Genomic DNA, 18,932 nt, shown 5'->3' with positions numbered 1-18,932 from the left:
ACCCATTATCGGTAATTCCAATCATTTACAATTGGTAAAATAAATAAGAATTATTATTATTCGCATACGAATTTTTACTACTCTTTGTGAGTTCAGAAATGTCTTTTATTAAAACGCGTAAAAAATTAGTGTCGACGGCAATTGCCTCTTCTTTATCGGTTATAGCGACCACTGCAATTGCACAGGATGATGCAACACAACTTCCAACAATTCATACTGAAGCAACCCAAGAAGAATCTTTAAAAGTTGATCAATCTGCAAATGCAAAATTTGTTGCTCCACTAAAAGACACACCTAAATCTGTTTCTGTCCTCTCACAAAAATTACTAAAAGAAACCAACTCAAATACCTTGTTAGAAGCACTACGTTATGAACCAGGCATTACTTTAGGTGCTGGTGAAGGTGGCACACCATTTACAGATATGCCTTATATCCGTGGTTATAGCGGTCAATCTTCTATTTATGTTGATGGTGTTCGTAATACCACTTCACAAAGCCGTGATATGTTTGCCATTGAACAAGTTGAAGTCATTAAAGGCTCATCTTCTGCTCTTGGTGGCGGTGGTAGCGTTGGCGGAAGCATTAACCTGATTCCTAAAGTTGCTCATGAAGGCGACACTTATCAAGGCAGCGTTCAAGGCGGAACCGACAACTACCAACACATTCAATTAGATGCCAACAAAGACTTCGGTAATGGTATGGCGGGCCGTGTCATTGTGATGGGGCACGAAAATGAAAAAGCAGGACAAAGTGATGGTGCTGAATTTGCGCGTGCTGGTATTGCAACTAGTCTCGCCTTTGGTCTAGGCTCTGATACTCGCGGTTCTGTAGGCTATTATTATTTACGTAGTAATGATGAACCTGATGCTGGCATTCCATTTAATAACCCGACAAAAACACCTACAGGTGTGACTGCAAATCCAGGTGATGGTAAACCCGTTGATGTAAAAGCTGGGACTTACTATGGTTGGAAAGCACGTGATTTTGATAAACGTGAAAATCAAATTGGCACATTCAAGCTTGAACATGATTTTAATGACAACCTAACCTTGGCGAACATTGCCACGTATAACAAATCTAAATCTAATTATGTTTATACGAATGCTGATGACTCAAATGGTAATATCTATAGAGGCACAATCGCTCGTCGTGCACTAACCCGTATTTTAGATACTGATGCTTATAGCGACCAATTATCATTGCGCGGTAAATTCAATACTGGTGCATTACAACACTCGTTTAATGTGGGAACCGAATGGAGCCTGCAAGAAACTGATCAAGGCATGCATACCTTTACCAATGCAGCAGGTCAAACAACTTCAACAATCTTAACTTCAAATATCAATTCATGTGATTCAAGCGCTGCTGCACTTAATGGCTGGTGTACTAGCTTAAACAACCCTGGTAACGGTTCGTTTACCGATACCATTGGCAGCATTAAAGGTCAGTCTACCACTCGCAGCCAAACCATGTCTGTGTATGCTTTAGACAGCATTGAATTTAACCCACAATGGTTGCTTAACTTAGGTATCCGTTGGGATAAATTTGAAACTGAGAAGAAATATAATAAGGACGTCTATGGAACAACTGCTGGGGTATACAACTCCACAGTTACCATTCCTAAAGGCACCATTTATGAAAGTGACTCAGACTTTTTCACTTATCAAGCAGGTTTGGTCTACAAGCCAACTGAAAATGGTAGTATTTATACCAGCTTCGCAACCTCTGCAAACCCTGTAGGTGTTCTTGCAGAAGGCGATAGTAGTGACAATGCTTTAGGTACGACGGATATTATTAATGCATTAAAGCCTGAAGAAGCTCGTACTTTTGAAATTGGTACCAAATGGGACTTGTTTAATAATCGTGCCAACTTAACTGCTGCAATTTTCCGTACTGAAAAGCAAAATACCCGCATTCAAATTGATTCAACCACAACAGCGAATGCAGGTGAAAGCCGTGTTGATGGCTTCGAAGTCAGCTTAAACGGTAAAATTACCAACAAATGGGAAGTTTCAACGGGTTATAGCTACTTAGACAGCGAAATCACTAAAGCAGCATACAATGCGATCGCACAAGAAGGTAAACCACTACCATTCGTCGCGAAAAACAGCGCAACATTATGGTCAACTTACCGTGTTATGCCGAAGTTAACTTTGGGTGCTGGTGCAGAATATCGTGACCAAGTTTTTGTAAATACGACAGCACCAAAATACTTACCGACCTATACCATTTACAACGCAATGGCGAAATATGATGTGAACCGTAATGTGAATGTTCAGCTGAATGTAAATAATATTTCAGATAAACGTTATTTCACTAGCGCACACGCAGCTCACTATGCATTTGAAGGCAATGGTCGCAATGCCGTATTGGCAATCAACTTTAAGTACTAAGACTTAATCCCATAAATTAATTATGGAATTAACTTAAGTTAAGATAAAATAGCCTCTGCCCAGAGGCTATTTTTATAACCATTTATGAAGAAGGATATAGGCTGTGATTCATCACATTCCAAATGTTTTATCCAAAGAACAAGTCGCTGAATTCCGCCAATTAATGGCAACAGCAAATTGGGTCGGTGGGAAAGTAACAGCAGGTACCCTTTCTGCCTCAGTTAAACAAAATCAACAACTTTCGGAAAATGATCCACTCACCCATCACCTGAGTGAATTGGTGATTCAAGCCATTTGGAAAAATCCAGTATTTCAAGCCGCGGCATTACCGCATCAAATTATTCCACCACTGTTTAACCGTTATGATGAACATGAAAGTTTTGGTTTTCATGTTGATAATTCGATTCGCCTGATTCGCGGCACCTCACAACAAATGCGCACAGATTTATCCTGTACATTATTTTTAAGTGAACCCGATGAATATGACGGTGGTGATTTGGTGATTGAAGACACCTATGGCTATCATGAGGTGAAATTACCTGCTGGCGATGTTGTGCTCTATCCAGCAACCAGCTTACATGAAGTCAGTAGCATTACTCGCGGTACACGTTTTGCTTCATTTTTCTGGGTACAGAGTTTGATTCGTGATGACCAGAAACGCCATCTGCTGTTCAATCTTGATGAAAGCATTCGTCAATTACGTAAAGATCATGATGATGCTTATCCTGAAGTCATGAAACTGACCAACATTTATCACAACCTGATTCGTATGTGGTCGGAATTATAATTATTTAGCGTACTTTATTAGTATATTTTTCATAAAGAAAAACAATCTTGGGAAATTTTTTCTAATATTAAAATAATACTGCAAAATTAGAAAAACATTTCCCTTGCAATCCGATTAGAATAAATTATGAACTTTTTGCACCAAGTGCAATTTTCGCCTAGACTGCATTGATGCTATGCGAATACTTGCATAAGTGAAACCTTTGTATTGATCTTGATGGTTACATGATGAAAACGAATGATATTTTTGCTTTTCCGACTCACGCTCAACCTCAATTGAATCTCCTGATGCTGCGCCACGCGCGCGTATAAAAATTTTGCTTTTTTTAAGCAATCCCCCTGAATATCCCTTTAATTTTGTTTAAATAGACACCATATATTAGTAGTGCGTTGCATTTTAATAAGACCGCGCAACAGGCACTACACAAGGAGTTCCTCATGATGTTGGCTGATCCAAGTAAAAAATACCGTCGCATGTACCAGCGTGTAGACTTGCCTGACCGTCAATGGCCAAACAACGAAATTACCCAAGCGCCGATTTGGATGAGTACCGACCTTCGTGACGGTAACCAAGCAATTTTTGAACCAATGGACATGGAACAGAAGTTTAAAATGTTCCAAATGTTGGTCAAAATTGGCTTTAAACATATTGAAATTGGCTTCCCTTCTGCGTCTCAAATTGACTTTGACTTCACTCGTAAATTGATTGAAGAAGGTCATATTCCTGATGACGTATACATTGAAGTTTTAGTTCAAGCGCGTGACCATTTGATTCAACGTACCTTCGAATCGTTACAAGGTGCAAAACGCGCGATTGTGCACATCTACAACTCAAACTCTCCAACATTCCGCCAAAAAGTATTGAATGTGGATGTTGCAGGTGCAAAACAATTAGCGATTAACGCAGCGACAAAAGTTAAAGAATATGCAGCACAACAACCAGAAACTGAATGGGTCTTCCAATACAGCCCAGAATGTTTCTCTGCAACTGAATTAGAAGTTGCCAAAGATGTCTGTGATGCCGTGACTGAAATCTGGGATGCACGCCCAGACCATAAAGTGATTTTGAACTTACCTGCTACAGTCGAAGTATCGACTCCAAACGTTTACGCAGACCAAATTGAATGGATGCACCGTAACATTGCCCGTCGTGACGGCGTGATTATTTCTGTGCACTGCCACAATGACCGTGGCTGTGGTATCGCAGCTTCTGAATTGGCGATTATGGCAGGTGCTGACCGTGTAGAAGGTTGTGTCTTTGGTAATGGTGAGCGTACAGGTAACGTCGACGTTGCTGCGATTGCCTTGAACATGTACACCCAAGGTGTAGCACCAAACTTAGACTTCTCGAACATTAATGAAGTGATTGCGACTGTTGAAGAATGTACTGGTTTGCCTGTACACCCACGTCATCCATATGCAGGTGACTTGGTCTTCACGGCATTCTCTGGTTCACACCAAGATGCGATTAAGAAAGGCTTTGAATACCAGAAAAATGAAGAAATCTGGGACATGCCATACTTACCAATCGATCCGAAAGACTTGGGTCGTGACTACGATGCGGTAATTCGTGTCAATTCACAATCAGGTAAAGGTGGTATTTCCTACTTGTTAGAATCGAACTACAACGTGGTGTTACCGCGTCGTTTACAAATCGAATTCTCTCAAGTGGTACAGCAAGTGGCGGATGAAGAAGGTGTTGAAGTTTCAGCACAACAAATCTGGAACTTGTTCAAAGATACCTATGTTGAAACCAAAGACGCGCATTATTCAGCGAAAAATTACCGCTTGTCAGATGAAAATGGCAACCAAGTGATTGAGTTGGATATCGAACTTGATGGTGAAATTCAACATTTACGTGGCGAAGGTAACGGTCCAATTTCGGCCATGTTAAATGCGCTTCAATTACCAATTGATGTCTTGAACTATGAAGAACGTAGCATCAGTTCAGGTGCACATGCCAAAGCCTTGGCGTTGATTGAAATTCAAGTAAAAGGTACCGGTAAATCTGCCTTTGGTGCGGGTGTACATGACAACATTGTGACTGCCTCAATTGAAGCCATCCTTGCATGTACCAACCGTTTAATTGCACAAGGTGTGCTTAGCACTGACCAAGTAATTGCTGCTGCAGTATAAGTATTAGCAATAATATTTAGCACTAAAATGACTTTAGAAGGATACCCTCAAGTGGTATCCTTTTGTTTATTGTTCTAAAAAATTTAAGGCGAAGTATTTCTGTGTCTTTTCCAGCTGACTCAGTGGGTCTCGTAACCCCACAAAAGTTCCAATTCGAAGAGCCGTTAGAACTAGAATGTGGTCGTGTTTTACCACGTTTCGAAATGATGGTTGAAACCTACGGCACACTCAACGCAGATCACTCGAATGCCATTCTCATTTGTCACGCCTTGTCGGGACATCATCATGCAGCGGGTTATCATCATGAAGATGATAAAAAAGCAGGCTGGTGGGATTTATGTATTGGTCCTGGAAAAGCGATTGATACTTCAAAATTCTTTGTAGTTGCCTTAAATAATATTGGTGGTTGTAGCGGCTCAACAGGCCCTACTTCGCCTAATCCAGAAAATGATAATCGTCCTTATGGACCAGATTTTCCTTTAGTGACGGTACGTGACTGGGTCAAAACGCAAGCCATGTTGTCAGATCGCTTAGGCATTCAGACTTGGTATGCAATTATAGGCGGCTCTTTGGGGGGCATGCAGGCTTTGCAATGGTCTGTGGATTATCCTGAGCGCTTACAGAAATGCGTGATCATCGCCAGCGCACCAAAACTCTCTGCACAGAATATTGCCTTTAACGAAGTGGCGCGTCAGTCCATTTTGTCGGATCCAGATTTCCATCAAGGCCGTTACTTAGAACATGACAGCTATCCAAAACGCGGCTTAATTTTGGCACGTATGGTCGGTCACATTACCTACCTGTCTGAAGAAGCCATGAAACAAAAATTTGGTCGTGACTTGAAGTCAGGCAAATTTATGTATGGTTTTGATGTCGAATTCCAAGTCGAAAGTTATTTGCGTTATCAAGGTGAACAGTTCAGTCGTAACTTTGATGCCAATACCTATCTGATTATGACCAAGGCACTGGATTATTTCGATCCGTCACGTGAATATGAACATTCATTGACGCAAGCCATGTCGAATACCCAATGTAAATTCTTGGTAGTCTCATTTACCACGGACTGGCGCTTTACGCCTGAACGTTCACAAGAAATTGTGGATGCATTGATTAGCAACCATAAACCTGTCAGCTATCTCGACATTGAGGCAGAACAAGGTCATGACTCGTTCTTGTTCCCAATTCCGCTGTATGTAAAATCATTACGTGCATTTTTAGGTGGTGAAGAACACCTTAAATCTACCCCTAAGGAGGCTGTGTAATGCGTATCGATCATCAACTGGCTGAAGCATGGATTAAACCCGACTCCAAAGTGCTCGATTTGGGCTGTGGTGATGGCGAATTGCTGGCTCACATGAGCAAACAGCACAATATTCGTGCATATGGCTTAGAAATTGATCAGGAAAAGATTGCAATTGCGATCAGCCGCGGGTTAAATATTATTCAGCAGGACTTAAATTTAGGTTTAAGCCGTTTTGCCGACCAGTCTTTTGACTATGTGGTGATGGCACAAGCTTTGCAAGCTGTAGATGCGCCAGACGTATTGTTACGTGATATGGTGCGTGTGGGGAAACAGGCTATTATTACCTTTCCAAACTTTGCGCATTGGAAGACCCGTTCTTTCTTGGCTTTAAAAGGAATGATGCCTGTTTCAGAAGCATTACCGTATATGTGGTATAATACTCCAAACATCCACTTATGTACTTTTCGAGATTTTGAAGCACTTTGTGCAGAAAACAACATCCGAATAATTAATCGACTCGCCGTTAATGGGGATCAGCAAGGTAGTTTACTTAGTAAACATATCCCGAATCTGTTTGGTGAAGTCGCAATTTATCGAGTGAGCTCGCTATGAAAAAATTATTATTAAGCACACTAGTTTTTGGACTTTTTAGCATTCAGTCTCATGCTGAGTACGTTTCGCCATCTGCTTCAATTTCTAGTCAAGCTGCCCAATTTTCAACCATGGATATTGATAACTTGGTCAAAGCTGCTAAAGCGGGTCAACCTGCTGCACAGTTTTACTTAGGCACCAAATACCAAACAGGTAAAGACATCAAGCAGGATGACCGTCAGGCATTTGCTTGGTTTAAAGCTGCTGCCGATCAGGGTTTATCCCCTGCCCAGTTAAATGTCGGTCGTATGTATGCTGATGGTGTCGGTGTTGCCAAGAATGAAACTTTGGCTCGCCAATACTTTGAAAAGGCGGCTAGCCATGGTGACAACCGTGCCAGCTTCAACCTTGCCATGATGGAAGAGCAAAAGAAAAACTACATTGGTGCTTACCAGTGGTATGAACTTTCAACGCGTGATGGCATGCTCGACAATAAAGTGATTAGCATGTCAGAAGGCAAGAAAACCGCTTTGGCTGCTAACTTGACTCAAGACCAGATTCGTTTGGCACGTGACCGTGCCGACAAATGGATTCAGGCGCAATAATATTGCACTGACTCTAAACAGCACCTTCGGGTGCTTTTTTCTTTTCGGCAGTTCTGCTCTTTTGCATCATCATATATCTTAAACCATATGCTTCAATCACTTCCGATACAGTCTCGAAACCAAATTTTTGATAAATAGGCTGCGCATAACAACTTGAATTTACGCTTATTGTAGTGATATTTTCCTGTAGTTCAGCGGCAACATAATTCCACAGCTTTCGACCAATTCCCTGCTTCTGTACAGTAATATCTACGAAAAAATGTACGAGATGGGCGGGTTCTTTATATGCAATAATGCCTAAAATTGATTCATTCTGTTCATACACATAATAATGAACCTGTTCAGTGTTTAATAATTTTATAATAGCGGCTGAAGAAAATTTTTCTTCACCTTCACGACTTATGGCAAAGTCAGCAATATAAGGTTGAATTAATCTTTCAATTTGTTCTAAATCTGTATGAGTGGCTGGGCGAATCATATTCATTTATCTCTGTTTTCTTATTCAAAGTTAGCTGTTGGTTTTAATCTTCATGGATTTTGCTGCTTTTATACAATCCAATTCAGTTAAAATATAGACCTTTATTTTCAATTCATGAGCACAAATACAATGTCTGCAAATGCGTGGTTATCTCAAGGCACATTAGTGCTTGCCAGTAACAACAAAGGTAAAATTGCTGAATTTGAGAAACTTTTTGCTGAACTGCAACTGCCAGTAAACGTAGTACCACAAGGTCAACTTAATATTGAAGATGCCGTGGAAGATGGTCTCAGTTTTGTTGAAAATGCCATCATCAAAGCCCGTCATGCCAGCCGTATTTCAGGCAAGCCAGCGATTGCAGATGACTCTGGTATTTGTGTCCCAGTTTTAGGTGGTGCACCAGGCATTTATTCTGCACGTTTTGCAGGTAAACACGGCGATGATGCTGCCAACAATGAAAAGCTATTAGAGCAATTGAAGCCGCTACGCAAAGATGGTGAAGCGATTGAAGGGATGTTCGTGTGTGTTTTGGCACTGGTACAACATGCCGATGATCCACTCCCACAAATTTTCCAAGGCATCTGGAAAGGTGAAGTGTTAGAAGCAGCACGTGGTGAAAATGGTTTTGGCTACGACCCATTATTCTGGTTACCTGAACTGGGCATTTCGAGTGCTGAAATGAGCAAAGAAGAAAAGAATAAAATCAGCCATCGTGGTCAAGCTATGCAGTTATTCAAACACAGTCTGGAAAAATAATTTTCCAGCTCAATGATGCATCAATCCCTCTCTATTCAGAAGAGAGGGATTCTCCTCAAGACAACAGATGTAATAAAACCCCATAGAGACTCACCACCACGCAACTCACCATTGTTCCCGAAGCAATATATTTAGCTGAAGTTCCCGTGCCCTGATAATGGGTTTCCAACGCCACAATATTGGCTGCGGGTGGTAAACAAAACAACAAGAACATGACTCCAATGTAGTGTTCAATCTGTGGAATCGGAACAAAACGATAGGTCAAACCACAAAGCATTACACCGCACAATAATTTTAGTGCAGCCGTTTGGCTACTTCGCCACAAATCAGCGGCTTGGACTTTGGTGTGCCGCAGCCACATCCCCAAAACACACATGCCTGAAAAGCTCATACCCAACTTCGCTGCGGTATAAATCCAATTTACCCCATGCTGTTGTAGCCAGTGCTGTATACCAAACAACCAGAATAATGCTGCCAAACTTAAAGCAACGATTGGGGGAGAAAATGCTACTTTTTTCAAAATAGCAGCGATAGGCTGCGGCGCATCACTGACTGCAGTCACCGCCCAGAGGTTGCCAAAAATAGAACCCCCGATATATAACGCCACCATGGCAGGACTGATTTCTGCACCAAACAAAGCGATGGCAAAAGGAAAGCCCAACCATGCCATATTGACATAACTAAAGCACAAGGCACTCAGCTTGTTTTTCGAAAAATAAAGGAAAAAATAGAACAGCAGAATAGCGACCACAAAGCTAAATAGCATCAAGCTCAAGCTGCCAGCTTGGTAAAACACCATGTTGTAAATAATCACGATGGGAATAAAACAACGGGCTAACAGGCTAGATAGCACTGTTTTTAATTGCGAAGCAACTGGTGTCGTGGCAAGCATTAAACCTGTTAAAAATGCCAATAATGGCAACAGCAAAGCCACATTTATATTCCTTGAAATTTCACCTAATCATCATAACACCCATTGCTCCGACGATGCGCCTAATCCGCTGTCTTGAAATTGCAACCCTATCGTCACATCCCTGTCATCTTGAGCTGTTGAGATAAGGCATAAATAAAAATGAGGAAATTATGATGGCTGGTTTATCAATTTGGCATGTGCTGATTTTTGCAATTGTGGTGATTTTACTGTTTGGCACATCGAAACTGAAAAATTTGGGTAAAGATGTAGGTGGTGCCATTAAAGATTTTAAAAAATCAGTAAAAGACGATGAAGCGACTTCAGCACTGAATGAACCACGTACTTTAGAACATCAAAATACTGCTGAAGTGAAAACTTCAACACGCTCATAAGTTACAGGTAATCATTCAATGCTCAATATTGGAATGACTGAACTGCTGACCTTCGGCATCATTGCATTATTGGTGCTTGGGCCAGAAAAATTGCCAGAAGCTGCACGCTTTGCGGGCAAGTGGTATGGCAAATTGAAACGCATGATCAGCAATGTACAAAATGACATTGATCGTGAATTACGCATGTCTGAATTACGTGAACAAATGCAAAATGAAATGAAGCGCATTCAAGAGCTTGAGCAAAAAATGCAGGCCCAAATGCAGGAATTACAACAACAAAACCATAGCGCGGTCGAACAACAACAGCAAAACAGCGTTACTCAAAATAAGAATTTAGTTTTGACTTATATTCCATGCTCACAGCAAAAGCAGGCCATGCTTCATCGACATCCTGCTTCTACATTCAAACAGCTTGAAAATGAGAAGCCCACAACTTCTCTGGATCCTCTGATTGAATTGCCTGAATTAAAGGTGGCGGTATGAACATGCCTGTAGAGTCTCAAAATCTGCCCAGTGCGATGCAACCTACGCAAGCCCCTTTAGAAGAAATGCCGATTACCCAACATTTGGTTGCCTTAAGACAGCATTTATTCAAAATTGTCGGCTTATTGATTGTCCTGTTTTTTTGCTTATTGCCTTTTGCCAATCAGACCTATCAGTTAATGTCTGAACCTTTGCGTGCGCAGTTACCGCTTTCATCTTCAATGATTGCGACCGATGTCACCGCAACCTTTATGGCACCCTTTAAGCTTAACTTTTTTGTAGCTCTGATGTTGGCAATGCCGTTTATTCTTTATCAAATCTGGGCATTTATTAAACCTGCACTGTATGAAAAAGAAAAAACGCTGGCGCTACCTTTATTGGTGGGCAGTATCAGCTTGTTTTATGCAGGCATTGCCTTTGCCTACTATGTGGCTTTGCCTTCAATCTTGCATTTCTTTATGAGTGTAACGCCTGAAACTGTGGCGCCGATGACCGATATTAATAGTTACCTCACCTTCTGTTTAAAACTGTTTTTGGTGTTTGGTCTGACCTTTGAAATACCCGTGATCACCCTGTTGCTGATTTTAATTGGTCTGGTTTCGACGCAGCAACTGGTCGAAAAAAGGCGCTTTATTGTGGTGGGATGCTTTTTTGTCTCCATGTTTGTCACCCCACCCGATGCCTTGTCGATGATTATGTTGGCAGTCCCAATGTGGATGCTGTTTGAGTTGGGGCTTTTATTTGGCAAGCTGATTGAAAAAAAACGTCGCCTCGCATAAAACATATCATCACTTTAATTCGGCAGACTTCGGTCTGCCTTTTTCATCAAAATGACTTGATTTCTTCACCAGATTTTCACTGTTTGGTAAAAGTCTTGTCATATTTATTCCATAAGTTAATGAGGACTTTATAACTCATTGATGAATTAGGAAAAATCATGACCGAGCTGACGCCATATCATGAAGATCAGGAACTAGATAACAACACCTCTGATAATGTGCACTTCCGTGACATTTTAGAACAACGTATGACTCGTCGTAGCTTGATTGGGAAAACCGCAAGCGGTGCAGTCGCGCTAGCTTTGGCATCCTCATTAACCGCGTGTAGTGACGATGATGATAATTCAACACCGCCAAGCACAACTGTAGATCCAGAGCAAAAACCAACAGAATTAACCTTCTCTGTGGTCGATAAAAACCTGAATGACATTGTGACTGTACCTGAAGGCTATGAAGCAACAGTATTGTATGCACTAGGTGACTCAATTAATCCGAGCTATGCGGATTGGGATGACAACAATGTTCCATCAGGTCCAAGCTTCCAATTCCGTTCTGGTGACTGCCATGATGGTATGCACTACTTCGGTTTAAACAGCAGTACCAGTAAATTCGATGACACGGTTTCTACCGAAGGTTTACTGGTCATGAACCACGAATATATCAACCAAACCTTCTTGCACCCGACAGGCGCCACCAAAGTCGATGGTCGCCGCCCTGAAGATGAAGTGATTCGTGAAACCAATGCACATGGTGTATCCGTTGTTCATATTAAGAAAGACAGCGCTACACAAAAAGTTGAGATTGTAAAAAGCTCACTGTTTAACCGTCGTATTACTGCATCGACCGTGATGGACTTTGCTGGTGTTGCAGCAGATTCAGATTTGGTCAAAACCAAGTTTTCTCCAGCGGGTAAACAAACCCGTGGTACGCATAATAACTGTGGCAATGGTTACACTCCTTGGGGCACCTACCTCACCACAGAAGAAAACTTCATTGGCTATTTTGCTCGTAGCTCAACAGATGATGCAAACCGCAGTGCTTCAGAAATCATTGCCCTTAAGCGCTATGGTCTAAAAGCAGGTTCTAGCTCACGTTATGGCTGGGAAACTGCACAAGGTCAACTTGAATCTCAAGACCTCTATGACCGCTGGAATGCCAATGTCGTCGCTGACCTAGCGACTGAAGACTACCGTAATGGTCCAAATACATTTGGCTGGATGGTCGAGATTGACCCATTCAGTCGTAGTGCAAACCCAGTGAAACGTACCTCTTTGGGTCGTTTTGCACATGAAGATAGCGCTTGTCGTGCGGTAGAAGGCGAACCTTTAGCTTTCTATATGGGTGATGACTCACGTGGTGAATACATCTATAAATTTGTATCTTCTGCCAACTGGGACAGTCAAGATGTGAATGGTGGATATACCGCTGGCGACAAATACATGAATAACGGTACGTTGTATGTCGCTAAATTCAACAGTGATGGTTCAGGTGAATGGCTAGAACTCAGCTACGGCAAGAATGGTTTAGATGCATCCAATAGTGTCTATCCATTTAGCTCGCAAGCGGATGTCGTCACGTTTGCTCGACTTGCAGCCGATGCTATGGGTGCAACCAAAATGGACCGTCCAGAATGGGCTACAGTCAACCCTGTAAATGGCGAAGTTTATGTGACTTTGACCAACAACTCGAAACGCGGCACTGACTATCCAACCGATGCAGCCAACCCACGTAACTATAGTGACCCTGAAGGTGGCAAAGGTAACGTCAATGGTCATATCATTCGCTTTAAAGAAGCGGGCGACAAAACTACCGCGACAACTTTCGCTTGGGATATCTATCTATTCGGCTCTGAAGCTTCAATGGATTCAAACATTAACTTGTCAGGTTTAACTGACAATAATGATTTGTCTTCACCTGATGGTATGTGGTTCGACCCACGTGGTGTACTCTGGATTCAAACTGATGATGGTGCTTATACCGATGTCACCAACTGTATGATGTTGGCGGCACTTCCAGGTCAAATTGGTGATGGTGGAGCAACAACAGCAATCAATGGTCAAGCGACCATCGCTGGTGCTCAAGTCACTGACAAAACCTTACGTCGCTTCTTGGTGGGTCCTAAGGAATGTGAGATCACAGGCATTGCCATGACACCAGACTACAAGGCTATCTTCATTAATGTTCAGCATCCTGGTGAAGATTCTGACAGCTATGATGCTGCGACCAGCCATTGGCCTGCAACGCAAACGGATGCTAGCAACACGACTGCACGCCCTCGTTCTGCAACTGTGGTGATTACCCGTAAAGATGGCGGTGTCATTGCGGGTGCATAATATTCTGTTTTAGAAAATGCCGACCAAGTGTCGGCATTTTTTATCTTTCAGATGAATCCAATAAGGGAATATTCAGTTCTACGCTTTGCCCTTGTGTTACGCCTTGCTGTGACTTCTCCTGCCAATCCCAGCGCTCATGCCTCATTCTTAAAAAGTTGGAACAACGGGTGCCATAGACAGGACTTTGAATAAAGGTCGACGACAAAAGTGCTTCCATCTCGGCACTAATGCCCGTATCAGGTAACAGTTCTGGAATAATTTTTCGTTCATCTTCCAAAATATCCCACACTGCATATTGCAGCTCGGCTTCTGAACTTTGTTCACGTTGCAGCATCGGTAATAATTCTTGGGTAAAGCGTTTACGCAAATGTCGGGTTTTCTCCCAATGCTCGGTCATCAAACCATTGGACACCACATATACCCCTTTGGCCAGTACTTGTGGTGCTTCCCCACGATTACTCATATAAATTGCCTGCTCCCGATCCCCCAAGAACAAATTAAACCCAGCATATTCTCGTTGTTGATGCTCCAGTTCTTTGGCAAAACGAATAGGTGCCAGATCCGACTCTAAAAAGGCTTGTACTAGATGTCCGCGTGAAGTGGGATAAGTTTGCTGATCGCGTCCATCACGAAAATTGGTCACAATTGCCCAACGTCCTGTCGCGGTCACTCCCATCCATGTTCCACCAGACTGTAAATCCTTGCCTGCAATGACTGGACTGTTCGACCATGCGGATAAGGCTTGTGTAGGACGATGATAAAACTCATCCCGATTAGAAATGAGACATAACGGCGTGTGTTCTAAAATATGCCATGCGATTGCCACAATACACATAAAATTTGCTCTATATCTTTACACATTGAATGTACAACATTTTTCATTGTATTCCGCTAAAATCTGTACAAAACAGAATGACTAGGAACAGGAATGCTCACCTATCCAAATATCGACCCAATTGCGATCTCATTGGGTCCCTTACAAGTACATTGGTATGGACTAATGTATTTATTGGCTTTCCTTTTTGCATGGGGCCTTGCTACGTATCGTGCCAAACTCAGAACAGGCTGGACCTCGGACATGGTTTCCGATCTGATTTTTTACGGCGCACTGGGTGTCGTGATTGGTGGTCGTGTTGGATATGTATTCTTTTATGGCTTTGAACAATTCCTTGCCAATCCATTGTGGCTATTCCAAGTCTGGACAGGTGGCATGAGTTTCCATGGTGGTTTCCTTGGGGTCATGATTGCCATGTTGCTTTGGTGTAAAAAATATCAGATGACCTGGTTCCAGACCTTAGACTTTATTGCACCGTGTGTCCCGACAGGCTTGATGTTTGGTCGTATCGGCAACTTTATTGGTGGTGAACTGTATGGTCGCCCTGTATCTGATCCTAACTTTGCACTCGGCATGATTTTCCCGACCGATCCGCTGCAATTGGTCCGCCACCCGTCACAGCTCTATCAAGCGCTGTGTGAAGGTCTTATTCTGTTTATCGTACTCTGGTGGTTCAGTTCTAAACCGCGTCCGCGTATGGCAGTATCCGCCCTGTTCCTGATTGGTTATGGGATTGCACGTTTCGTGGTCGAGTTTTTCCGCGAACCCGACAATGGACAACTGTTCATTGCATGGATGAGTAAAGGACAATTCCTGACCATTCCAATGATTCTGATTGGTATCTGGATGATGTGGTATGCCTATCAGAAGAAAATTTACGATTGGGGTCCGCTCAAAAACACTTAATCGCCTTCCTCCCATGCTCTAGAGCACGATCCGTGCGTCGTGCTCTGGCATATGCTAAAGTTTAAACTCTTATACTGACCCTCTCCTGAAAATTATGCTCGAATTCTGGTTTGATCCCAAAATCGCGGTGTTCAAAAAACTGGCACTGTTGGTACTGCTTGGCTCAGTGACAGCAGCACTGTATTGGATGCAACCGTTACAACCTGATGCGATTCTAATGTTTATGGGAACAGGAATTGTGTTTCTGATTTGCCGTTACTGTAAAATCCATTTTGCAGCGAAAAATCCTACAGGACTGTTCTATCGCGTGCTGACTTGGATTCCGCTGGCACTGCTCTTGGCCTTAATCTTTATGCATCTCCAGTCTGGGGACATCCTGATCCCGGGTGCACAAGGTATTGGCTTTATGACTTTAGCCATTTGCCTGTTTTCACCCTTATCACTGCTGAATCAGCATAAGCAAGACCAACACTGATGCTGGACTTTTGGTATTCACCGCGTTGTAGCCGCGAGATCAAGCTGGTCAGCAGTATTGCCGTCTGTATAGGAATTTTTCTCTGTTCAACAGTCGTAGAATTGCCCGCTTTGTGGGTCGGTTTAAGCCTGATGCTGGGTATGCTGACGCATGAGCTGTATAGCGTCTATCTAAAGCTTGCACCCGCCTCAGCTTATCGAAATACGCTCCATAACGGGATTTATATCTTTCAACTGTTTGGCCTTTTCAGCTTGGCATACATTCTCCCTGAACAGCATAAATGGATTATGTGGTTACAGTGTCTTGGCTTTAACCTGATTGGTTTGTTCTTGGTTTCGATCTATAGCAATCGTGCCAAACGCCATGATCAACCGTATGAATAATTGCACTTAAAATTCAGTCAAAAAAAGACCGTTTATCTGTTTCAAATAAACGGTCTTTTTTATGCCTGATTCACACACATGGATTAGTGATCTAGGCGATAATAACTATATTGCACATTAGCATTCTTATACACAGCGTAACCTGATTGCTGAAAATCAGACACCCAACCCGAACCTGAATAACCCGCAATATGCCCATAAGTATGACCTTTGGTGCGGTCAATAATATAGATATCGCCTTTTTTCGGTTGGTCAAACGATGGACTAATACGACGGTAGCCTAATCGCTCGAGTGTATTGCCCCAATCCGCAGCCGCAACAGGATGACCCTGTACATTTGCACCCGCAGACTGTAATGCCAGACGAATACTCTTGGCACATTTCTGGGTGCTGGTACGGCGCGTGATACTGCTTAATTTCTGCGTGAATTTATCAATATCAACACGCTGAGAATTACTTGAGGTGTAGTTACGATTGCGTTCTGTGTTTGAGCGTTTGGTATCTGGTTTTTGTTGCGCATTCGAACGAATAATGATTTGTGTTTCGGCAGGAGCATGAACATCACTCATACCCGTATTAACATCATAAATCATCCTTAAAACCTCAAACTTCTTACATCAAACACAAAAAACTGAGTGCTGATAGTAGCTCGTGAAACTTAATTTTTCATACGTAAAATGTAAAAAAATATAAACATGTAACAGAGCAACAGATAACTTACTCTTTTTCTAGACATTACATGATCGCTTGGGGCGACCCTTATGCACAAAAAATAATCAATACTCTAATTTACTTCTCATAAAAAAACGCGTTTAATCTGCTTGATTCAATACATTTCACATAACTTTTTATCAGATCAGCCACCCTAACTGAGCTTTCCAATCGTGGGTGCTTTACACCACACAATTCAGTATAATCGACCCCATATTTTAGAATTTAGATTGGGACAATCAGGTCATTCCAAAACAGGTTTGCTTGCCCAAATTATTTATTTGAGAGTTTTATGAAAACGTATTTAGACCTTCTACAACACATCCTCGATCACGGTGGTGATAAAGGCGACCGTACAGGTACAGGTACGCGCTCGGTATTTGGTCATCAAATGCGTTTTGACCTGAATCAAGGTTTCCCTTTACTCACCACCAAAAAAGTCCACTTCCGTTCGATTGTGATTGAACTATTGTGGTTCCTCAAAGGTGACACCAACGTTAAATACTTACAAGACAACAAAGTCAGCATTTGGGATGAATGGGCAACGGCTGAACAGACGGCTCGTTTTGGTCGCCCTGAAGGTGAACTCGGTCCCGTCTATGGTCATCAATGGCGTAACTTCGGTGCAACCCAAATCGAAAATGGTCTGTATGCACAAGACGGTTTTGACCAAATTGCTTGGTTGGTGAATGAGATTAAAACCAATCCAAATTCACGTCGTCTGATCGTGTCAGGTTGGAATCCTCAAGAAGCAGGACAAGTCGCGCTACCGCCTTGCCATACTCTGTTCCAGTTCTTTGTACAGGATGGCAAACTGTCTTGCCAACTGTATCAGCGTAGTGCAGATGTATTTCTTGGTGTGCCATTTAATATTGCTAGCTACGCTTTGCTGACGCATATGATTGCGCAAGTCTGTGGCTTAGGGGTTGGTGATTTTGTCTGGACAGGTGGCGACATACATTTGTATGCCAACCATTTTGAACAAGCCAAACTGCAACTCAGCCGCGAGCCGCTGGGCTTGTGTCAGTTAAAACTCAACCCTGAGATTCAAGATATCTTCGATTTTAAATTCGAAGATATTGAAATTGTCGGTTATGAGTCACATCCAGCCATTAAAGCCCCTGTTGCCGTTTAAGCTACAGGTGAGATGCTTTCTGCCGTCAGGGAGCATCGTTTCATCACAATAATTCAACAGGTCAGTGATTAATGACATTCCAAAATTTAGAAGTCGTGCATGTTGTAGCAATGGATCAGCAAAGCTGTATCGGCAAAAATAACGATTTACCTTGGCATATTTCTGCCGACCTCAAGCATTTTAAAGCCATCACCCAAGGCGGTGTGGTGGTGATGGGACGTAAAACGCTGGAGTCGATGGGACGTACCTTACCCAAGCGTGTCAATTGGGTGATTACTCGCGATCCACACTGGTATTTTGAAGGCACCAAAGTGGCGTATAGCATTGAAGAAGCGCTGAATCAGGCGGTTGCCGATGTACAAGCATCAGAAAAGCCAGAGAGCATTTTCATTATTGGTGGCGGTGAAATTTTTAAGCAAACCATGCAGATTGCAGATCGTCTGGAATTGACCCATGTCGAGCTTGATGTACAGGGTGATGCGTATTATCCTGAAATTCCAGCTGAATTTAAAAAAGTCAGCTCAGAAAAACAACAAGATGAAAAAACTGGGATTGCATTCGAGTTTGCAACCTACACCAAATAATCCATCTACATGAGT

20 protein-coding genes are annotated in these 18,932 nt (G+C 42.4%); 16 read left to right on the top strand and 4 right to left on the bottom strand.

Going from position 1 to position 18,932, the window contains the following annotated elements; translation table 11 throughout:
* Positions 1 to 98: 98 nt before the first annotated feature.
* The 6 genes from GWK51_RS07810 to GWK51_RS07785 all read left to right on the top strand — a co-directional run bounded on the left by GWK51_RS07810 (position 99) and on the right by GWK51_RS07785 (position 7,754).
* Complete coding sequence (locus tag GWK51_RS07810; RefSeq protein WP_161933270.1) at positions 99 to 2,393, top strand: TonB-dependent receptor; 2,295 nt, start codon at positions 99 to 101, stop codon at positions 2,391 to 2,393.
* Positions 2,394 to 2,496: 103 nt separating this feature from the next.
* The gene (locus GWK51_RS07805) at positions 2,497 to 3,180 is read left to right on the top strand and encodes a Fe2+-dependent dioxygenase (protein WP_142769529.1); all 684 of its coding nucleotides are present in this window, start codon (positions 2,497 to 2,499) and stop codon (positions 3,178 to 3,180) included.
* A 437-nt stretch (positions 3,181 to 3,617) separates the two neighbouring features.
* Positions 3,618 to 5,315, top strand: coding sequence for a 2-isopropylmalate synthase (leuA, locus tag GWK51_RS07800; RefSeq protein ID WP_142769530.1), 1,698 nt, complete (start codon positions 3,618 to 3,620; stop codon positions 5,313 to 5,315).
* Positions 5,316 to 5,416: 101 nt separating this feature from the next.
* Positions 5,417 to 6,577 (top strand): homoserine O-succinyltransferase MetX, encoded by a 1,161-nt coding sequence (gene metX, locus GWK51_RS07795; protein ID WP_142769531.1) that lies wholly within the window; start codon positions 5,417 to 5,419, stop codon positions 6,575 to 6,577.
* Positions 6,577 to 7,170: a methionine biosynthesis protein MetW gene (gene metW / locus GWK51_RS07790; RefSeq protein ID WP_161933269.1), complete on the top strand. Its 594-nt coding sequence runs from the start codon at positions 6,577 to 6,579 to the stop codon at positions 7,168 to 7,170. Before metX ends, metW begins: the two co-directional genes overlap by 1 nt.
* Positions 7,167 to 7,754, top strand: coding sequence for a tetratricopeptide repeat protein (locus GWK51_RS07785; protein ID WP_161933268.1), 588 nt, complete (start codon positions 7,167 to 7,169; stop codon positions 7,752 to 7,754). Before metW ends, GWK51_RS07785 begins: the two co-directional genes overlap by 4 nt.
* Before the next feature lie 13 nt (positions 7,755 to 7,767).
* Here GWK51_RS07785 and GWK51_RS07780 read toward each other — a convergent pair whose 3' ends face one another.
* The gene (locus GWK51_RS07780) at positions 7,768 to 8,238 is read right to left on the bottom strand and encodes a GNAT family N-acetyltransferase (protein WP_328703733.1); all 471 of its coding nucleotides are present in this window, start codon (positions 8,236 to 8,238) and stop codon (positions 7,768 to 7,770) included.
* Between the two features lie 123 nt (positions 8,239 to 8,361).
* Here GWK51_RS07780 and rdgB point away from each other — a divergent pair, with 123 nt between their 5' ends.
* Entirely contained in the window at positions 8,362 to 8,988 is a 627-nt protein-coding gene (rdgB, locus tag GWK51_RS07775; protein ID WP_161933267.1) for an RdgB/HAM1 family non-canonical purine NTP pyrophosphatase, read from the top strand.
* Positions 8,989 to 9,043: 55 nt separating this feature from the next.
* Here the strand turns inward: rdgB and GWK51_RS07770 are convergent, their stop codons facing one another.
* Positions 9,044 to 9,922 (bottom strand): AEC family transporter, encoded by an 879-nt coding sequence (locus GWK51_RS07770; RefSeq protein WP_161933266.1) that lies wholly within the window; start codon positions 9,920 to 9,922, stop codon positions 9,044 to 9,046.
* Between the two features lie 152 nt (positions 9,923 to 10,074).
* Here GWK51_RS07770 and tatA point away from each other — a divergent pair, with 152 nt between their 5' ends.
* From tatA to GWK51_RS07750, 4 genes are all read left to right on the top strand, one after another.
* On the top strand, positions 10,075 to 10,293 hold the full coding sequence (gene tatA, locus GWK51_RS07765; protein WP_142769536.1) for a Sec-independent protein translocase subunit TatA: 219 nt from the start codon (positions 10,075 to 10,077) through the stop codon (positions 10,291 to 10,293).
* 18 nt (positions 10,294 to 10,311) lie between these two features.
* Positions 10,312 to 10,776, top strand: coding sequence for a Sec-independent protein translocase protein TatB (gene tatB, locus GWK51_RS07760; RefSeq protein WP_161933265.1), 465 nt, complete (start codon positions 10,312 to 10,314; stop codon positions 10,774 to 10,776).
* The gene (gene tatC, locus GWK51_RS07755) at positions 10,773 to 11,555 is read left to right on the top strand and encodes a twin-arginine translocase subunit TatC (RefSeq protein ID WP_161933264.1); all 783 of its coding nucleotides are present in this window, start codon (positions 10,773 to 10,775) and stop codon (positions 11,553 to 11,555) included. Before tatB ends, tatC begins: the two co-directional genes overlap by 4 nt.
* Before the next feature lie 158 nt (positions 11,556 to 11,713).
* Positions 11,714 to 13,888 (top strand): PhoX family protein, encoded by a 2,175-nt coding sequence (locus GWK51_RS07750; protein WP_161933263.1) that lies wholly within the window; start codon positions 11,714 to 11,716, stop codon positions 13,886 to 13,888.
* Between the two features lie 40 nt (positions 13,889 to 13,928).
* Here the strand turns inward: GWK51_RS07750 and GWK51_RS07745 are convergent, their stop codons facing one another.
* Positions 13,929 to 14,723: an NRDE family protein gene (locus GWK51_RS07745; protein WP_161933262.1), complete on the bottom strand. Its 795-nt coding sequence runs from the start codon at positions 14,721 to 14,723 to the stop codon at positions 13,929 to 13,931.
* A 93-nt stretch (positions 14,724 to 14,816) separates the two neighbouring features.
* Here GWK51_RS07745 and lgt point away from each other — a divergent pair, with 93 nt between their 5' ends.
* The 3 genes from lgt (at position 14,817) to GWK51_RS07730 (ending at position 16,487) form a co-directional block, all read left to right on the top strand.
* Positions 14,817 to 15,629 carry a prolipoprotein diacylglyceryl transferase gene (gene lgt / locus GWK51_RS07740; protein ID WP_161933261.1) on the top strand — a complete coding sequence of 271 codons (813 nt, stop codon included), beginning with the start codon at positions 14,817 to 14,819 and terminating at the stop codon, positions 15,627 to 15,629.
* Positions 15,630 to 15,723: 94 nt separating this feature from the next.
* Entirely contained in the window at positions 15,724 to 16,104 is a 381-nt protein-coding gene (locus GWK51_RS07735; RefSeq protein WP_161933260.1) for a hypothetical protein, read from the top strand.
* Positions 16,104 to 16,487, top strand: coding sequence for a hypothetical protein (locus GWK51_RS07730; RefSeq protein WP_161933259.1), 384 nt, complete (start codon positions 16,104 to 16,106; stop codon positions 16,485 to 16,487). The genes GWK51_RS07735 and GWK51_RS07730 overlap by 1 nt, the downstream gene beginning before the upstream one ends.
* 83 nt (positions 16,488 to 16,570) lie before the next feature.
* Here GWK51_RS07730 and GWK51_RS07725 read toward each other — a convergent pair whose 3' ends face one another.
* Positions 16,571 to 17,080 carry a peptidoglycan amidohydrolase family protein gene (locus GWK51_RS07725; RefSeq protein ID WP_161933258.1) on the bottom strand — a complete coding sequence of 170 codons (510 nt, stop codon included), beginning with the start codon at positions 17,078 to 17,080 and terminating at the stop codon, positions 16,571 to 16,573.
* A 410-nt stretch (positions 17,081 to 17,490) separates the two neighbouring features.
* Between GWK51_RS07725 and thyA the strand changes: the two genes are divergently transcribed.
* Both thyA and GWK51_RS07715 read left to right on the top strand, forming a co-directional pair.
* Positions 17,491 to 18,333 carry a thymidylate synthase gene (gene thyA / locus GWK51_RS07720; RefSeq protein ID WP_161933257.1) on the top strand — a complete coding sequence of 281 codons (843 nt, stop codon included), beginning with the start codon at positions 17,491 to 17,493 and terminating at the stop codon, positions 18,331 to 18,333.
* 71 nt (positions 18,334 to 18,404) lie between these two features.
* The gene (locus GWK51_RS07715; protein ID WP_161933256.1) at positions 18,405 to 18,917 is read left to right on the top strand and encodes a dihydrofolate reductase; all 513 of its coding nucleotides are present in this window, start codon (positions 18,405 to 18,407) and stop codon (positions 18,915 to 18,917) included.
* Positions 18,918 to 18,932: the final 15 nt, after the last annotated feature.

It is taken from the genome of Acinetobacter kanungonis (genome assembly GCF_009939195.1).
In the GTDB taxonomy this organism is placed as follows: domain Bacteria; phylum Pseudomonadota; class Gammaproteobacteria; order Pseudomonadales; family Moraxellaceae; genus Acinetobacter; species Acinetobacter kanungonis.
The sequence above is the reverse complement of the archived record's forward strand: the minus strand, read 5'-3'. Positions and strand labels throughout refer to the sequence as shown.

Coding starts and splice junctions, on each gene's coding strand:
- GWK51_RS07810 (WP_161933270.1), top strand. CDS start 99: ATGTCTTTTATTAAAACGCGTAAAAAATTAGTGTCGACGGCAATTGCC.
- leuA (WP_142769530.1), top strand. CDS start 3,618: ATGATGTTGGCTGATCCAAGTAAAAAATACCGTCGCATGTACCAGCGT.
- metW (WP_161933269.1), top strand. CDS start 6,577: ATGCGTATCGATCATCAACTGGCTGAAGCATGGATTAAACCCGACTCC.
- GWK51_RS07785 (WP_161933268.1), top strand. CDS start 7,167: ATGAAAAAATTATTATTAAGCACACTAGTTTTTGGACTTTTTAGCATT.
- GWK51_RS07780 (WP_328703733.1), bottom strand. CDS start 8,238: ATGAATATGATTCGCCCAGCCACTCATACAGATTTAGAACAAATTGAA.
- rdgB (WP_161933267.1), top strand. CDS start 8,362: ATGTCTGCAAATGCGTGGTTATCTCAAGGCACATTAGTGCTTGCCAGT.
- tatA (WP_142769536.1), top strand. CDS start 10,075: ATGGCTGGTTTATCAATTTGGCATGTGCTGATTTTTGCAATTGTGGTG.
- tatB (WP_161933265.1), top strand. CDS start 10,312: ATGCTCAATATTGGAATGACTGAACTGCTGACCTTCGGCATCATTGCA.
- tatC (WP_161933264.1), top strand. CDS start 10,773: ATGAACATGCCTGTAGAGTCTCAAAATCTGCCCAGTGCGATGCAACCT.
- GWK51_RS07750 (WP_161933263.1), top strand. CDS start 11,714: ATGACCGAGCTGACGCCATATCATGAAGATCAGGAACTAGATAACAAC.
- GWK51_RS07745 (WP_161933262.1), bottom strand. CDS start 14,723: ATGTGTATTGTGGCAATCGCATGGCATATTTTAGAACACACGCCGTTA.
- lgt (WP_161933261.1), top strand. CDS start 14,817: ATGCTCACCTATCCAAATATCGACCCAATTGCGATCTCATTGGGTCCC.
- GWK51_RS07735 (WP_161933260.1), top strand. CDS start 15,724: ATGCTCGAATTCTGGTTTGATCCCAAAATCGCGGTGTTCAAAAAACTG.
- GWK51_RS07730 (WP_161933259.1), top strand. CDS start 16,104: ATGCTGGACTTTTGGTATTCACCGCGTTGTAGCCGCGAGATCAAGCTG.
- GWK51_RS07725 (WP_161933258.1), bottom strand. CDS start 17,080: ATGATTTATGATGTTAATACGGGTATGAGTGATGTTCATGCTCCTGCC.
- thyA (WP_161933257.1), top strand. CDS start 17,491: ATGAAAACGTATTTAGACCTTCTACAACACATCCTCGATCACGGTGGT.
- GWK51_RS07715 (WP_161933256.1), top strand. CDS start 18,405: ATGACATTCCAAAATTTAGAAGTCGTGCATGTTGTAGCAATGGATCAG.